At 53.4% G+C, this 17,077-nt stretch carries 12 protein-coding genes; 1 reads left to right on the forward strand and 11 read right to left on the reverse strand.

Annotation, left to right across the window (positions count from 1 at the left end):
- Nucleotides 1-4: 4 nt before the first annotated feature.
- The 11 genes from murG to cra form a co-directional block, all read right to left on the reverse strand.
- Nucleotides 5-1,066: an undecaprenyldiphospho-muramoylpentapeptide beta-N-acetylglucosaminyltransferase gene (gene murG / locus N5923_RS12050; RefSeq protein ID WP_267142061.1), complete on the reverse strand. Its 1,062-nt coding sequence runs from the start codon at nucleotides 1,064-1,066 to the stop codon at nucleotides 5-7.
- Nucleotides 1,063-2,277 carry a cell division protein FtsW gene (gene ftsW, locus N5923_RS12055; protein ID WP_267142062.1) on the reverse strand — a complete coding sequence of 405 codons (1,215 nt, stop codon included), beginning with the start codon at nucleotides 2,275-2,277 and terminating at the stop codon, nucleotides 1,063-1,065. The genes murG and ftsW overlap by 4 nt, the downstream gene beginning before the upstream one ends.
- Nucleotides 2,277-3,593: a UDP-N-acetylmuramoyl-L-alanine--D-glutamate ligase gene (gene murD / locus N5923_RS12060; protein WP_267142063.1), complete on the reverse strand. Its 1,317-nt coding sequence runs from the start codon at nucleotides 3,591-3,593 to the stop codon at nucleotides 2,277-2,279. The genes ftsW and murD overlap by 1 nt, the downstream gene beginning before the upstream one ends.
- Before the next feature lie 2 nt (nucleotides 3,594-3,595).
- Complete coding sequence (mraY, locus tag N5923_RS12065; RefSeq protein ID WP_017800469.1) at nucleotides 3,596-4,678, reverse strand: phospho-N-acetylmuramoyl-pentapeptide-transferase; 1,083 nt, start codon at nucleotides 4,676-4,678, stop codon at nucleotides 3,596-3,598.
- A complete protein-coding gene (gene murF / locus N5923_RS12070) occupies nucleotides 4,672-6,033 on the reverse strand; it encodes a UDP-N-acetylmuramoyl-tripeptide--D-alanyl-D-alanine ligase (RefSeq protein ID WP_267142064.1) in 1,362 nt (453 codons plus the stop codon). Before murF ends, mraY begins: the two co-directional genes overlap by 7 nt.
- Nucleotides 6,030-7,517, reverse strand: coding sequence for a UDP-N-acetylmuramoyl-L-alanyl-D-glutamate--2,6-diaminopimelate ligase (gene murE / locus N5923_RS12075; RefSeq protein ID WP_267142065.1), 1,488 nt, complete (start codon nucleotides 7,515-7,517; stop codon nucleotides 6,030-6,032). Before murE ends, murF begins: the two co-directional genes overlap by 4 nt.
- The gene (locus N5923_RS12080) at nucleotides 7,504-9,270 is read right to left on the reverse strand and encodes a peptidoglycan glycosyltransferase FtsI (RefSeq protein ID WP_267142066.1); all 1,767 of its coding nucleotides are present in this window, start codon (nucleotides 9,268-9,270) and stop codon (nucleotides 7,504-7,506) included. Before N5923_RS12080 ends, murE begins: the two co-directional genes overlap by 14 nt.
- Nucleotides 9,271-9,285: 15 nt before the next feature.
- Nucleotides 9,286-9,606, reverse strand: coding sequence for a cell division protein FtsL (gene ftsL, locus N5923_RS12085; RefSeq protein WP_267142067.1), 321 nt, complete (start codon nucleotides 9,604-9,606; stop codon nucleotides 9,286-9,288).
- Nucleotides 9,603-10,544 carry a 16S rRNA (cytosine(1402)-N(4))-methyltransferase RsmH gene (gene rsmH, locus N5923_RS12090; RefSeq protein WP_267142068.1) on the reverse strand — a complete coding sequence of 314 codons (942 nt, stop codon included), beginning with the start codon at nucleotides 10,542-10,544 and terminating at the stop codon, nucleotides 9,603-9,605. Before rsmH ends, ftsL begins: the two co-directional genes overlap by 4 nt.
- Before the next feature lie 2 nt (nucleotides 10,545-10,546).
- Nucleotides 10,547-11,005 carry a division/cell wall cluster transcriptional repressor MraZ gene (gene mraZ / locus N5923_RS12095; RefSeq protein ID WP_017800475.1) on the reverse strand — a complete coding sequence of 153 codons (459 nt, stop codon included), beginning with the start codon at nucleotides 11,003-11,005 and terminating at the stop codon, nucleotides 10,547-10,549.
- Between the two features lie 538 nt (nucleotides 11,006-11,543).
- Nucleotides 11,544-12,554 (reverse strand): catabolite repressor/activator, encoded by a 1,011-nt coding sequence (gene cra / locus N5923_RS12100; RefSeq protein WP_267142069.1) that lies wholly within the window; start codon nucleotides 12,552-12,554, stop codon nucleotides 11,544-11,546.
- Between the two features lie 330 nt (nucleotides 12,555-12,884).
- Between cra and N5923_RS12105 the strand changes: the two genes are divergently transcribed.
- Nucleotides 12,885-17,054, forward strand: coding sequence for a hypothetical protein (locus N5923_RS12105; RefSeq protein WP_267142070.1), 4,170 nt, complete (start codon nucleotides 12,885-12,887; stop codon nucleotides 17,052-17,054).
- Nucleotides 17,055-17,077 lie beyond the last annotated feature (23 nt).

Consider the following 17,077-nt stretch of genomic DNA (forward strand, 5'->3'; position numbering starts at 1 on the left):
TCATTTATTTACCTGCAGCGGCGCTTACCGCGACAGCAACACGTTCGGTAGCATCAGGAATCGACACCGCACGCGCTTTTTCTGCCATCTGCTGCAGGGTTGGGCGATCCCAGCCTGCCAGCGTTGCTGCTACTACCTCCGCAGTAAACTGCGGCTGTTCGAAAATTTTGGCAGCGCCCGCTTGCTCCAGCGGCAGCGCATTCCAGTACTGCTGACGATCTTTATGCTGAAACGGCACAAAAATTGCCGGTAAACCTGCGGCGGCCACTTCGCTGACGGTGAGGGCGCCGGAACGGCATACCACCACATCTGCCCAGGCGTAGGCCGCAGCCATATCATCGATAAACTCGGTGATCTTATGCTGCGGCTGGCCGACATCCTGATAGGCCTGCAGCACCGTCTCCAGCGCGCCTTTGCCAACCTGATGCCATAAACTGATGCTGTCGCCCATTTTGGCCGCCACCTCTGGCAACGTCTGGTTCAGTACCCGCGCGCCCTGGCTGCCGCCAATCACTAACACACGGACCGGGCCTTCCCGCCCTGCCAGACGCTGTGCCGGTAATGGCAGCGCCAGCACATCGGTACGTACCGGATTGCCGACCACATCGGCATGCGGGAACGCGCCCGGAAATGCCTGCATCACTTTTTTGGCAATTTTCGCCAGCCACTTGTTAGTCAGGCCAGCAATGCCATTCTGCTCATGCAGCACCACCGGAATGCCGCAGCTCCAGGCCGCAAGGCCGCCGGGACCGGAAACATAACCGCCCATTCCCAGCACCACATCCGGCTGATACGCCTTCATAATCGCGCGTGCCTGTCGCCAGGCGGAGAAAATGCGCATCGGCGCCAGCAGCTGCGCCTTTACACCTTTGCCGCGCAAGCCAGAGATGCGAATAAAATCAATTTCGATGCCGTGCTTCGGCACTAAATCCGCTTCCATACGGTCAGCGGTGCCCAGCCAGCGCACCTGCCAGCCTTGCGCCATCAGATGGTGCGCTACCGCCAGCCCGGGAAAAACATGTCCACCGGTTCCGCCAGCCATCACCATCAGTCGCTTACCACTCATCGACCACCTCGTGTAAACGCCTGCGCTTTTGCCAGACGCGTTTCGTAATCAATACGCAATAACAGCACGATAGCCGTCGACATAATAATCAGACTGGAACCACCGTAACTGATCAGCGGCAGCGTCAGGCCTTTGGTCGGCAGCATACCCGCTGCGGCACCGACGTTAACCAGTGCCTGGAAGCTAAACCAGACGCCAATTGAACAGGCCAGAAAGCCGGAAAATCGCTGGTCAAGCTCTAATGCACGTCGGCCAATCGACATCGCACGAAAAGCGACGAAGAATACCATTAACAGTGCAAAAACCACACCGATATAACCCAGTTCTTCCCCGATAATCGAGAAAATAAAGTCGGTATGCGCTTCGGGTAAATACTCCAGTTTTTGCACTGAATTACCCAGTCCCTGCCCCCAGAATTCGCCGCGGCCAAAAGCCATCAACGACTGGGTTAACTGGTAACCACTACCGAATGGATCTTCCCACGGATCCCAGAAGGAAGTTACACGGCGCATACGATAGGGCTCGGCGACAATCAACAGGCAGACGGCAAAAATACCCGAGCCGATAATCGCCAGAAATTGCCATAATTTCGCGCCAGCAAGGAACAGCATCGCCAGCGTGGTGACAAACAGCACCACCACCGTACCGAGGTCCGGCTGCGCCAGCAGTAACACCGCCAGCACCACCATCACACCCATCGGCTTGCAGAAGCCCCAGAAGTTGTTACGCACCTCTTCCACTTTGCGCACCAGATAGCTGGCGAGATAGCAGAACAGCGACAACTTCGACAGCTCCGCTGGCTGGATACGCAGCGGTCCAAGGGCAATCCAGCGCGAGGCACCGTTTACCGAGCTACCCACCACCAGCACAATCAGCAGCATCAGCACCGATGCCAGCAGCATAATATTGCTGTAACGCTGCCAGACATCCATTGGCACCCGAAGAGTCAGCAGCGCCATACCAAACGCCAGTGCCATATAGAAGCCCTCGCGCTTGGCGAAGAAGAACGGGTCGTCTGACAGACGCTGCCCCACCGGCATGGATGCCGAGGTCACCATCACAAAACCGATAATCGCCAGGCCAAAAGTCAGCCACAGCAGGGTGCGGTCATACAGCACCATCGAAGTCGCATCGTTTTCACGCGGCCCCATTACCCACTCTTTCAGGCGACCGGAAATGCCACCTGCGAGGCTCAGACCAGGAAATCGCATCAGCCAAGCTCCTTAGCCAGTTGCACGAAGCAGTCGCCGCGCTGTTCAAAATTGCGGAACTGGTCGAGGCTGGCGCAGGCGGGTGACAACAGCACCATATCGCCTGGCTGCAATTGCGCAGCGATTTGCGTCATTGCCTGCTGCATGGTTTCAGTCTGTACCGCAATTTCCGGCCGTAAATCAGCGAGTTCAGCCGCGTCACGGCCAAAGCAGTAAATCCGCACGTTGTCGCCCTGTAAGTAGCTGGCCAGCGGGGTGAAATCAGCGGATTTACCGTCGCCACCCAGCAGCAGCCACAGCGTGCCCTGCACTTTCAGGCCATTCAGCGCCGCTTCGGTGCTGCCAACATTGGTGGCTTTAGAATCGTTAATCCAGCGCACGCCGTTGTGCTGATACGCCAGCTGAAAACGGTGCGGCAGGCCGCCAAAGGTGGTTAGCGCCTTCAGGCTGGTGGCGCGCGGTAAACCGACCGCATCCGCCAGCGCCAGTGCCGCCAGCGCATTGGTGTAGTTATGCTGACCGACCAGATTCATCTCGTCGGTATTTAATACTTTTTCGCCGTCAGCCCGCAGCCAGATGTTGCCCTGCTGACGATTCAGGTGATAGTCACCGACATCGACGCCAAAACTGATACAGCGCTTATCCGCGCCGCGTACCGGCATAGTCAGGGCATCATCCGCATTGACCACGCAAACTTCCGCATTTTCATAAATCTTTAACTTCGCGGCACGATACTGTTGCAGGCCAAGCGGGTAGCGATCCATATGATCCTCGGTCACATTGAGGATAGTGGCGGCCGCCGCTTTCAGGCTATGGGTGGTTTCCAGCTGGAAGCTGGAAAGTTCCAGCACATACAGCTGCGCCGGATGCTGTAACAGCGTCAGCGCGGGCAGGCCGATATTGCCGCCGACGCCCACAGACCAGCCCGCCGCCTGCGCCATTTCACCCACCAGTGTGGTGACGGTGCTTTTACCGTTAGAACCGGTAATCGCCACAATCGGCGCTTTGGCTTCACGACAGAACAGCTCAATATCGCCAATAATTTCCACGCCCTGCTCAGCCGCATCCAAAAGTGAGGGATGCGCCAGCGCCATACCCGGGCTGGCGATAATCAGATCAGCACTCTGCAACCAGCGGTCATTCAGCGACCCCAGATGACGCTCTGTCGCCTCCGGCAACTTATCGAGGCCCGGCGGCGACAGTCGGGTATCCATCACGCGTGGCGTAACGCCCCGCGCTAAAAAGAAATCAACACAAGAGAGCCCGGTAAGGCCCAGTCCGATGATGACGACTTTTTTACCCTGATAGTCTGTCATGGTTACCGTACCTTCAGCGTTGCCAGGCCAATCAGCACCAGCATCAGCGAAATAATCCAGAAGCGCACAATCACGCGCGGTTCCGGCCAGCCTTTCAGTTCATAGTGGTGATGAATCGGCGCCATGCGGAAAATACGCTGACCGCGCAGCTTGAATGATCCGACCTGCAGGATCACCGACAGCGTTTCCACCACAAATACGCCGCCCATAATCACCAGCAGGAACTCCTGGCGCAGCAGTACGGCGATAGTGCCGAGCGCGCCGCCCAGCGCCAGCGAGCCGACATCCCCCATAAACACCTGCGCCGGATAAGTGTTAAACCATAAGAAGCCCAGTCCGGCGCCAACAATTGCCGTGCAGACAATCACCAGCTCACCGGCATGACGCAAATAAGGAATATGTAAGTAGGCGGCGAAATTAACGTTACCGGTCGCCCAGGCCACCAGCGCAAAGCCCGCAGCAACAAATACCGTTGGCATAATCGCCAGGCCATCAAGACCGTCGGTAAGGTTAACCGCGTTACTGGTGCCGACAATCACAAAGTACGCCAGCAACAGGTACAGCAGTCCCAGTTGCGGCATAATGTCCTTGAAGAACGGCACCACCAGCTCGGTCGCCGGAGTGTCTTTGCCGATGGCATACATCACAAACGCCACCGCCAGCGCAATCACCGACTGCCAGAAATACTTCCAGCGCGCGATCAGCCCTTTGGTATCTTTGCGCACCACTTTGCGGTAATCATCAACAAAGCCGACAATGCCATAGCCCACCAGTACAAACAGCACGCACCAGACGTACGGATTTGACGGATACGCCCACATCAGCACTGAGATAGTGATGGAAGTCAGGATCATAATGCCGCCCATGGTCGGCGTGCCGCGTTTGCTGAAGTGCGACTCAGGACCGTCGTTACGCACCACCTGACCAATCTGTAATTTTTGCAGATAAGCAATCAGGCGCGGCCCCATCCACAGTGAGAGGAACAACGCAGTCAGCAGGCTGACGATGGCGCGAAACGTCAGGTAGGAAAAGACGTTAAAGCCAGAATAAAAAGCGACCAGATGCTCGGCCAGCCAGACTAACATGTTCCTTTCTCCTGTAAGCTCTGTACTACCTGCTCCATGGCGGCACTACGAGAACCTTTAACTAAAATGGTGATCTCTGGATGTTCCGACAACAGCGACAACAAACGTTCAGTCACTGCTGCTTTTTCGACAAAGTGTTCACCCACACCGCTGGCATCGCTGATGCCTTTGCTTAGCGAGCCGACACTCAATACTTTATCAATTCCTGCCAGACGCGCCGCTTCACCCACTTCGCGATGGCACTCAACCGCGTCATCGCCCAGTTCAGCCATATCGCCGACCACCAGCACGCGATAGCCCGGCATATCGGCCAGTACTTGTGCGGCAGCGGTCATCGAACCGACGTTAGCGTTATAACTGTCATCCAGCAGCAGCTGGCTGCGGTTCAGCACAATCGGGAACAGACGCCCCGGTACCGCCTGCAATGTGGCCAGCCCTTGCTGAATGGCGCTGAGTGGCGCATCCACCGACAGCGCCAGCGCTGCAGCGGCCAGCGCATTAGCAATATTGTGGCGGCCCGGCAGCGGCAGCGTAATCGCCACCGCACCGGCTGGCGTATTCAGGGTAAATTCGGTGCCCTGGGTGGCGAAACGAATCTCGCTGGCCCAGAAATCGCTGTCTGGCTGCTGATCAGGAGCAAAGCGCCAGACGGTTTTATTGTGCAGATGGTGCTGCCAGTGCGGCCAGTCATGGCTGTCAGCATTGATAATCGCGGTGCCGTTGGCGGGCAGACCGTTAAAAATCTCGCCTTTGGCTTTTGCCACGCCGGCCAGCGAACCAAACCCTTCCAGATGCGCTGCCGCGAGGTTATTAACCAGCGCGCTTTCCGGCCGGGTCAAATCGGTGGTGTAAGCAATTTCGCCCTGGTGGTTGGCGCCCAGTTCAATCACTGCATACTGGTGTTCAGCGCTCAGACGCAGCAGCGTCAAAGGCACACCGATATCGTTATTCAGGTTACCTGCGGTATACAGGGTTTCACCGCACTCACGCAGGATCGCAGCGGTCATCTCCTTTACCGAGGTTTTACCGGATGAGCCAGTTAACGCCACCACGCGGGCGCTGCTCTGCTGACGTACCCACGCCGCCAGCTGCCCCAGCGCCAGACGGGTATCCTTCACCACCACTTGAGGTACAGCGACAGGTAAGCGCTTACTCACTAATAATGCAGAAGCACCGTTTGCAATGGCGTCGCTGACAAAATCATGGGCATCAAAACGTTCACCCTGCAGGGCGATAAACAGCGCACCGGCGCTGACTTTACGTGTATCGGTAGTGACCGCCGCAATCGTCAGGTCTGCGCCCACCAGCAGACCGCGGGTTACCGTCGCCAGTTGCTCTAATGACAGCGCGATCATGCGACCACTCCCAGTAAACGGGCAACCGTTACACGATCGGAATAATCAAGGCGTTGATTGCCAACCAGCTGATAATCCTCATGGCCTTTACCGGCCACCAGCACCAGATCGTCAGGCTGCGCCTGCATTACGGCGTTAGTGACCGCTTGCGCACGTCCATGAACTACCCGCGCGCGGCCGGCATCAAGTAAGCCGGAAAGAATGCCGTCAACAATCGCCGCAGGCTCTTCACTGCGCGGATTATCATCCGTGATTACCACCACATCGGCGAACTGCTCGGCAATCGCGCCCATTAGTGGGCGCTTACCTTTATCGCGATCGCCGCCACAGCCAAAGACGCACCACAGTTTGCCTTTGCAGTGCAGGCGCGCGGCTTCCAGCGCTTTCTCCAGCGCATCCGGGGTGTGGGCATAATCCACCACCACCGTCGGCTTCGCTGGCGCGTTAAATACTTCCATGCGGCCACACACCGGCTGCAGCTGATTACCGGTGGCAATCAGTGATGCCAGCGGATAATCGAGCGCCAGTAAGGTGCCAAGCGCCACCAGCAGGTTACTGACATTGAAGGCGCCCATCAGGCGGCTGTCGATTTCACCATTGCCCCAGCTCGATTCGAAACGTACTCTGGCGCCGCCATCGTGGTAAACCACGTCGCTGGCTTTTAACCAGCGGCCACGACAACCTGGTTGCAGGTTGTTTTCCATGGTCACCGCTACCGCATCCGGCAGATTCTCTAACCAACGGCGGCCCACTTCATCGTCAGCATTGATAATGATCTGGCCAACCTGGTGCTCAGAAAACAGCAGCCATTTGGCCGCTTCATAGCGCGTCATATCACCGTGATAATCGAGATGATCGCGGCTGAGGTTGGTAAAAGCCGCCGCAGCAAATGGCAGCGCCGCCACACGATGCTGCACCAGACCATGAGAAGAGACTTCCATCGCGGCGAGGGTCGCGCCCTGTAGCACCAGTGAATGTAGAACGTGCTGCACATCAACCGCCGAGCCGGTGGTGTTCTCAGCAGATACCAGCTGACCATACAGGCCGTTGCCGACGGTGCCCATCACCGCGCCGGTTTCACCCAGCAGGTTGGACCATTGCGCCAGTAGCTGCGTGGTGGTGGTTTTACCATTGGTGCCGGTGACGCCAATCAGGCGCAGTTTTTCGCCCGGTTGCTGCCAGAAACGCCCCGCCAGCGCCGACAGACGCTGCGGCAGCTGTGACAGGTAAATCACCGGCACGCCGTGCATTTCGCTGATATGGCCATCCGCCGCTTCGCCTTCGGCTTCAGCAATCACTGCCGCCACGCCCTGGGCGATAGCCTGCGGAATAAAACGTCGTCCGTCGGCCTGATGACCAGCAATCGCCACAAACAGATCGCCGGATGCCGCCTGGCGGCTATCCAGTGTCATTTCACGAAGCGGTCGCTCCGGTGCGCCAGGCACCCACGGAGCCAGTAGGTCGCGCAAATTACGATCTGTCACCTGATCCCTCTTTCTTGTTAATTACCATATCGTTTTTATCAGTCGTCGGCAGCGCATCCGGCTCGATGTTCATGGTGCGCAATACACCACCCATGATGGCGCCAAACACCGGTGCTGATATTGCCCCGCCATAATATTTACCGGCCTGCGGATCGTTAATCAGTACCACCAGAGCAAAACGAGGATGGCTGGCAGGCGCAACGCCTGCGGTGTAAGCAATGTATTTATTGACGTAGCGACCATCCGGCCCGACTTTTTTAGCGGTACCGGTCTTAATCGCAATGCGATAGCCTTTTATTGCGGCTTTTACGCCACCGCCGCCCGGCAGGGCGACACTTTCCATCATATGCACTACCGTCTTCACCAGTTCTTCCGGGAAGACGCGTTCGCCAGAGACTGGCGGGTCAACTCTGGTAATCGACAGCGGACGGGCGATGCCATAGCTGCCAATGGTTGCGTAGACTCGCGCTAACTGTAACGGCGTTACCATTAGCCCGTAGCCGAAAGAGAAGGTGGCCCTCTCTATGTCAGACCACCGTTGTTTTTGAGGATATAAGCCACTGCTTTCTCCGACCAACCCCAAATTGGTCGCCTTTCCCAGTCCAAAGCGCGCGTAAGTATCTACTAACGCTGAGGATGGCATCGCTAACGCCAGCTTAGACACGCCGACGTTACTCGATTTCTGCAGAACCCCGGTCAGGGTCAGCTCGCTGTAGCGCGCTACGTCCTTAATTTCATGGCCGTTTACGCGATACGGAACGGTATTCAGTACGCTGTTTTCTTTCACTACGCCACGCTGCAACGCGGTCATCACCACCATCGGTTTCACCGTCGAACCCGGTTCGAAGATGTCAGTAATCGCACGGTTACGCATCACTTCTTTCGGCGTACCAGTCAGGTTGTTCGGGTTATAGGCCGGGCTGTTCGCCATCGCCAGCACTTCGCCGGTATTCACATCCACCAGCACCGCGGTGCCGGATTCGGCTTTGTTAAACGCCACGGCGTTGTTCAGCTCGCGATAGACCAGCGCCTGCAAGCGTTCATCGATGCTTAGCGCCAGGTTATGCGCCGCCTGGCTATCCACCGAGGAGATATCTTCAATCACCCGGCCATAGCGGTCTTTACGCACCGTACGTTCGCCAGGCTGACCGGTCAGCCACTTATCGAAGCTCTTCTCTACGCCTTCAATGCCCTGACCATCGATATTGGTAAAACCAATCAGATGCGAGGTGACCTGACCCGCCGGATAGTAACGGCGCGACTCTTCACGCAGATAGATGCCCGGCAGCTTCAGTTTTTTGATGTAGTCGCCAATCTGCGGATTAACCTGACGCGCCAGATAGACAAAGCGCCCTTTCGGATTGGCGTTAACCCGCGCCGCCAGCTGATCGAGTGGAATAGAGAGCGCATCAGACAACGCTTTCCAGCGGCTGTCGAGGGTGACGCCGCCGTGTTCATGCAGCTCTTTCGGATCGGCCCAGATAGCGTTAACCGGCACGCTAACCGCCAGCGGACGACCGGCGCGATCGCTAATCATGCCGCGTGCGGTAGGGATCGCCTGCACGCGCAGCGAGCGCATATCGCCTTCACGTACCAGTTTGTCAGGGTTGATGACTTGCAGATACGCCACACGCAACAGCAGACCTGCCAGCGCCAGTAAAATACAACCGCACAGCAACGCAAAACGCCAGCTGACAAAGCTGGCCTTATTTTCCGGTTTTTTCAATTTAAGCGTTTTAGCTGCGGCTCTCATTGAGTCCGTGGTTCCTTATTGCTGTACCACAATATTTTCCTGCGCCGGATCGACATGCTGCATTTGCAGCTTCTCGGTTGCCGTACGCTCGACCCGGCTATGATCGCCGAGGGCATTTTCTTCCAGAATCAGGTTGCGCCATTCGATATCCAGCGCATCACGTTCGAGCACCAGCTGCTCCCGCTGCGCGGTCAACAGACGGGTCTTGTGCGCGGTGGTCACCACCAGCACCGCCGAAACCAGCACCGCCACCACCAGGATTAACGGCATCTTGCCATGACGCAGCAGATCGCCGCCGATAACCCCGGGTAAGCTGTGGCGCTCATTGCCAATCACGAGGCGGTCCTTTCAGCAATCCGCAGCACTGAACTGCGCGCGCGTGGATTTTCCGCTACTTCGGCTTCACCCGGCATCATCTTGCCGAGCGCTTTCAGCTGACGACCACCAAGACTTGCCAGCTGTGCTTCAGTCATCGGGATGCCATGCGGAACCTGCGGACCGCGGCTCTGTTCGCGCATAAAACGCTTCACAATGCGGTCTTCCAGCGAGTGGAAGCTGATCACCGATAAGCGTCCGCCCGGAGCCAGCGCAATCAGCGCACCTTTTAGCGCCAGTTCAATCTCTTCCAGTTCACTGTTTACCCAGATACGGATCGCCTGGAAACTGCGGGTGGCCGGATGCTTAAACTTGTCTTTTACCGGTGTCGCCACGTAGATCACATCGGCCAGCTCTTTAGTGCGCGTCATCGGCTGTTCGCGGTTGCGTTCAACAATGGCGCGCGCAATGCGCTTGGCGAAACGCTCTTCGCCGAAAGTCTTCAGCACAAAAGCGATGTCGCTCTCTTCAGCGTGCAGCAACCATTCAGCCGCGGAGTGGCCGCGCGATGGATCCATACGCATATCCAGCGGTCCGTCACGCATAAACGAAAATCCGCGTTCGGCATCATCAAGCTGCGGTGACGATACGCCAAGATCCAGCAGAATGCCGTCGATCTTGCCGGTCAGTCCCAGCTCTTCCACATACTCAGCCAGCGCTGAAAACGGGCCATGAATAATATTGAAACGTGGATCGGTAATCTCTGCGGCAGCGGCGATCGCTTGTGGATCGCGGTCGATGGCGTACAGACGGCCGTGCTCTCCCAACTGGGAAAGAATCAGGCGCGAATGTCCACCGCGCCCGAAAGTGCCATCAATGTAGATGCCGTTATCCTTGAGGTTGAGGCCATTAACCGCCTCATCTAACAGCACCGTGGTATGTTTAAAATTATCCTGCATAGCTATAGCGACAAATCCTGCAATCGATCGGACAACGGTTCCCGGGTCGACTGCTCAGCGTCAATATCTTCCCTGACTTGTTGATACCAGGTCTGTTCATCCCACAGCTCAAACTTATTGAACTGTCCAACCAGCATCACTTCTTTGCTCAGGCTCGCATGCTGACGAAGGGTGTTCGCCAGCAATAAACGACCTGCATTATCCATCTGACACTCACTGGCATGCCCGAGTAACAGTCGCTGTACGCGACGTTCGGCGGGATTCATGCTGGACAAGCGAGACAGCTTTTGTTCAATGATTTCCCATTCGGGTAAGGTGTAAAGCAACAGGCATGGCTGGTGGAGGTCAATGGTACATACCATTTGCCCCTGTGATTCCCCGATCAGCGTTTCGCGATAACGCGTAGGTACGGCGAGCCGCCCTTTACTGTCGAGATTGACTAACGTTGCCCCACGGAACATGCCAGCCTCACCCCCTGATTACCCCGTTACACCACTTTACACCACAAATTCCCACCAAAAGAGTTTACGGAGCGAAGGAAAACATTGTCAAGCCGCAGTACGGGCCTGAAGACATTATTTCTGAGGGGGAAAAAGGGAGGAGAGTTAAAAATAAAGCCTGCCTGATACAAAACAAAAAAATAAGCCGATGAATAGTGACAAAAAATTCACATTAATTTTAACTATGCTCAAAAATATAGCAGCTAAAAGCGGACAAAATTAAGCTGCAAACTTTGCGAGCCGGCTTGCATTTTAAGGTATTTCTGAAGGAATGCACAGGGCGTCAGCGCCTGACGGGGCCTGAACTGAGGGCAAAATCTGACGGTGACAACGCAATATCGGTTTTAAACTTAAACATCGGCAGAGACAATACTTACTTTAATTTACGTAAACAGCGCGCGTCGCATTGAATTTAACCATCAATTTTTCGCGGCAGTTAAAATTCAGTAAAAATATTAATAGATGTAAAAAAGGCAGCTTGCGCTGCCTGTCATTTTTTTTAACTGCTTTTGCGGCTTAATTTTCCGCGGCGAAACAGGTTGCGCCGAATGCGGGTTAAACCCGGTTTTGGTTTGCGCGGTTCATCGAGACTGGCCAGCACCAGCTCCAGCACCCGCTCCGCCACATCGCGATGACGCTGCGCTACCGCCAGCACCGGGCACTCAAGGAAATCAAGCAGTTCGTGGTCGCCAAAGGTGGCAATCGCGAGGTCAACCGGCAGACGGCCTTCTCGTTTCAGCGTCACATCCATCACGCCCTGCAGCAGTCCAAAGGAGGTCGTGAATAGCGCCTCCGGCATCGGATGGTCCTCAAGATAGTTCTCAAACAGCGCCGCCGCCGCCGTACGTTCGTAACTGTTGGCGTAAATATAATCAATATTACGTTCGTCGCCTTCCCACGCCTGACGGAAGCCCATCTCACGTAAGAAGCTGACCGACAGCTCCGGCAGCGCGCCAAGATAGAGCACGTTATTCACCGGCAGCTTACGCAGTTCCGCCGCCAGCATTTCCGCATCATCCTGATCGGCGCCGACCACGCTGGTGAAGTGTTCACGATCCAGCGCGCGGTCGAGGGCAATAATCGGCAATGGATCGTTGATCCAGCGCTGATAGAACGGGTGTTCCGGCGGCAATGCAGTAGAGACAATAATTGCATCCACCTGACGTTGCAGCAGATGCTCAATACAGCGCATCTCATTTTCCGGCAGATCTTCCGAACAGGCGATCAATAACTGATAGCCACGCTGACGCGCCTGACGTTCAAGATAGTTAGCAATACGCGTGTAGCTGGTATTCTCCAGATCGGGAATAACCAGGCCAATCGAGCGCGTACGCCCGGCACGCAGCCCCGCTGCCACTGCATTAGGATGGTAATTATGCTCACGCACCACCGACATCACTTTCTCGACGGTCTTATCGCTGACACGATACTGCTTGGCTTTGCCATTAATGACATAGCTGGCAGTGGTGCGCGAAACACCGGCGAGGCGCGCAATTTCATCCAGTTTCACAATAACCCCACACTTCAGATACCACGACCGCGCGAAGAATAGCCCTGTCGTAGTTATGGATAAGTCTCTTTTAACATCTAACAGCAGAAAAGAGTGGTGAGCAACCGCTTTTCATCGGCTTAGCGCAGTTGTTAAGCAAAATTTGGCACAACGCACATCAACTGAAGTGATGATGTTTATAATTTGAGTAACCGTTTCAGCTAAGCGCGAGAGTTGCCCTGCCAGCTGGCGGATTTTTGCAATATTAAAATCGATGCTTATTCGCTAATGCAGCCTGCAAACAGATCGGCAAGCTGTAAACCGACAAAAGAACAATCATAAGGAGATGATATGTTGCATTCCAACCCTGTCAGTGCCGCGACTTCCGCTGTTTATAATAATCCTCCGCCGCCCGCCGCGCCGCTGGCGAGTGATTATTGGGATAGTTTAACCGCGCAACAACTCCAGCTCATCATTACTGAGTTAAGTCAGCCAGGTTGCTGGAATCTGGATGCCATGGAGCTGGCCCCGTTTATTTATGTTTATGAAAACAGGCTGGGTAATTATGCGTTGCGCATTGAGGATAGCGACGGACATGAGGTCCTGTTTCTTACTGCGCCCTCAGGACATGCAAAAAATGTAATCACCATTTGCCAGTCGGTAAATGAAGATGGACTACTAAGCTATACGCCCGCTATTCAGGGGCTTTTTATCCCCGTCAGTGCCGATTGCGCTAACAACAGTCTGTTTATTGCGCTGGAAGCTGCCAGATATGGTATTGCACCTGATCAAATTTCCTGCAGTGAGATAGCCGAAATGCGCAGGATCTTAGCCGCTGAGCTGAATAATGGCGACGATTGCCTGGGCTATATCAGACAGCATTTCCGCCACTGGATAACCAGAAGTGGGATTGAAGTTTTTCCCTACCGCGGCACAGGCGATCATCTTGAATATCACCAGTTACCCCGAGTGGGTTTCACTATTACAGCACGGGGTCGGGAAGTTCATCATCAACTACCACAGCTACGCGAGTGCTTAAAGTTAATCGATAAAATGTTATCCAACGTTTTAGCAGATAAACATGTCAATCCATCAGCACTGCAACCGATTATTGCTCAATATCTCGGTATTGATATTGCTGAAGTCACTGCTGCAATGACTGAACAGACCCACAGCGTTTTTCTCGAGTACCAACAGGTAATCAAAAGCTATTTGACCACTAATGCCAACCAATTTTTATTGGGGGAAAATGCAGACCCGGGATCGCTTGCCCAGGCATTTACTGAAGATGAACACCGCAGAATCATTTTTAATTCATCACTAAAAACGGCGCCATTTCTGCAGAAGCTAATAGCCGTCGCGCACGAAAAAAGTCATATGATGGAGACTTACGGCACCAGTGATATTTTTTATGTGCTGCAGCATGGGTTGGTAGATGATATATCCCGAAGTTCTGAGATGTTTGCAGCAATGCAAGAAGAAAATCGGCAGGCATTCGACCAGGCCGGTTTTGAAGCGATAATCCTTGCGCGCTTTAATCCCATTCATATTTCAAGTATCAAACGTATGCTTAAAATACCGCTCTCTGGCGATGATATCTCACTATGGGAAAGCGCGATAGCCAGTGTGCTGGATAATGAAAAATGGGCTGCCTTTTGTGCGCTTGCGATAAAACAACACAACATAACCGCACAAGACCTGAGCGTATTCAGAAGGATAATTGATAAAGCACCAACCTGGCGTTTAATATCACAGTTATCAGGGGTGGAATACACCACCCCGCGACAGTTGCTTCACAATATTTATGCTGACAGGACCGCGATGTGGAAGCTGCTGCTGCAAAATGCAGATTCATTTATTCTGTTTTTGTTTGTCTGCGGTCAGGATGTTATCCGTGACCATTTCGACAGCCATCATTATGAGCATATCTGCACCCGGAGTAATAGTACATTTAGCTTATTATCTGATGTAAGTTCAACGCCTGAGCTTGATTATCTCGCGCTGAAAGATGCAGAATCTCTTACCGTTTTTCAATTTCACCTGTGCCTGCAAGATCTTGCTGATTTTGCTGTCAGTACTGACACAAGGGAAATAATTGATATCTCTGTCCCTCCCGCTATGCCGGGCGATACATCAATCCTTAAGCAATTCCTGAAAGAAAACGCCGCTAAAATGGCGCAAACCCTGTTCCATTTTGCCACTACCACTCCGGGCATAATGTCCGATAATAACACCCTGCTATTTCTGCTTATACTCGACCAGGCATTAAGAGACAAAGAGCTGAGTGCAAAAGAAATATTAAAAATTATTCTGGCGCAAGACTCAACGCTGGATACCCCGCTGTGCAATGCTGTCGCTGAACCATTTTGGCGCAGTCATAAAATAATCGTCTGGCAGCAGTTGATACGACGCTGCTTTGATCAAATAGATAAAACCGAGCAAAAAATATATCTTAAAAACTTCCTCCGCTCGGCGCAAGGAATCACTTTCCTGCAACAATTAGATGCGCAACTTGGGGTTGTTGAACGTGAACCGCAGCATTTTACGCCAATAATACGCACCCTTGATAATATGTTAAAACAAGGAATCATCCCGGCGAATTATGAAGTTGGGTTACGCAGCAGGAAATTAACCTCTCAGCTAAAAGCAGGTTCGGTTGATGCTATCACACTTAAATCCACGCTGGCGGCGATCGCTCATCCGATATTTTCTTCTCCCCCTGACGCGCTCACAATTAAAGAGTTATTATCCGGGCTGGCAAGATTACGGGGATGGTATATTGCCCACGAAAACGCTGATGGCGATACGATAAATTACTTCGATCCACAAGGAAATGATATCAGCCAGCAGCATCAGATTCTGGTAAACAATGAGCTAGTGTTAGTGGTTACGGCGGATCAGTTAACGCTTAATCAACAGACGGCTGAAGGATTTTATATCATCCACAGCACAGAGAGACCTGACACCAATAGCAGACTGTTTGATGCCGTACTGGCACTGCAAGGCCCCTCCCAAAAATCTTCTGCTAAGCGTAATACGACAGAAAAGCCAGGAATATTTAACCATCTAAACCACACCGACAAAGTGAATAAACATGCTGATAAAATAATAAATAAACTTGATAAGCTCCTGCATCATCTGAATGAGGGAAAAAAAAGCCATATCTTACATATAAAGCAAGAATCGCCCATAACGCGGATAACTACCGCAGGATATAATATAAAAACCGCGGCGGCAGATACGCTACACGAAGCAATAATCATCGCTATCTTAGCGAATATCGATACTATCAATGAAATCATTGCAATAATCAAAGAAAATCAGGGAGTAGACAAAAAATTAAAAAATTTAACGTCTCTCTCCCGTTATTTGCAGTCACTCTACTCTGATACGGAATATATTCTTAACAGGTTAAGAAACCGGGTATTGCAGGATAAAACGTTAATAACACATGCCAGCCAGATCAAAGAGAGCGCCCGTAAAAGCATAAAATATACGAATCAAACTCATGCAGCTATTTATGATCTGACTGGCGGCGGCAACTATACCGACTTCCAGCTCCATATCCAGCGCCGGCAAAACAGATCTGCAGTCTCTTCATCTGCGATAACAGACGGCCTGCTTCTCGCCATCGCTGAAATAATGGTCGCCACTCCAACCTTCAGTCAGGAACACCAACAGCGTGACAGGGAACGAGACTTTGTCTGGCAAGTCGATCGCGCAGAACGTGATGAATATAACCAACAGTTAAAGGATCAACTGGAATCCCTGACAGAACAACTTGAGGAGCTGCAGGCGGCGCAATTACAACGAAAGCAGCAACCCATGCCGCCGCTATACGACAGCAACGATTACAGCGACGAGGGTAATAATTCCAGCGCACAGAGCGACAGCAAAATAACGACCGTAGCGGCTGCAGAAGACGAGGTAGAAGCAGCAACCAGCGTTCATCCGCAGGTGAGTGTTGCAGAATCTCAGCCAGCGGCATCACACTTAGCGGCTGGCATAATGATCAACAGAAGTGGCAGTAGTAGTGTCACACTGCTGCAATCACCGGCGAGGACAATCCAGCCGCAAGCGTCTGGCAATAGCCGCATCCCACATTTACCTCGCGCCAGCGGTGGCCGTGGAAATTTTATGTCGTTTCTTGAGATTGCAGCGCGCCAAAACGTATTCCCATCTGAGGGTTCTCAGCGCCAGCCAACGCTGAGAATTCGCAGTGTGACAGCGAATCAAAGCCCGGCAAAAGCAGATGAGCGACAGCCGTTTCCCACCTTAAGGATCCGCTCATTAACCCGCAGACAACAAGAAGCCGCGAATGCGCTTAAGTCACATCACGAGATGGTAGTTAATTCGGTATGGAGTGATGAAAGAGCAGGACGGAGAAGTAACACCGTTTTTGCAAGAGTGAAGCTTGCTGAACAAGCTCAGCTTGCCAAACAAGCCAATCAAAGATTGCAACAGGCAGACTGGCTGGGGAATATTGCTGAAAGTCGCATTCCCAAAGCGCAACGCAAATAAACCTGGCCGCCGGACGCGTAAGG

It is taken from the genome of Winslowiella arboricola, from assembly GCF_025527015.1.
In the GTDB taxonomy this organism is placed as follows: Bacteria; Pseudomonadota; Gammaproteobacteria; order Enterobacterales; family Enterobacteriaceae; genus Erwinia; species Erwinia arboricola.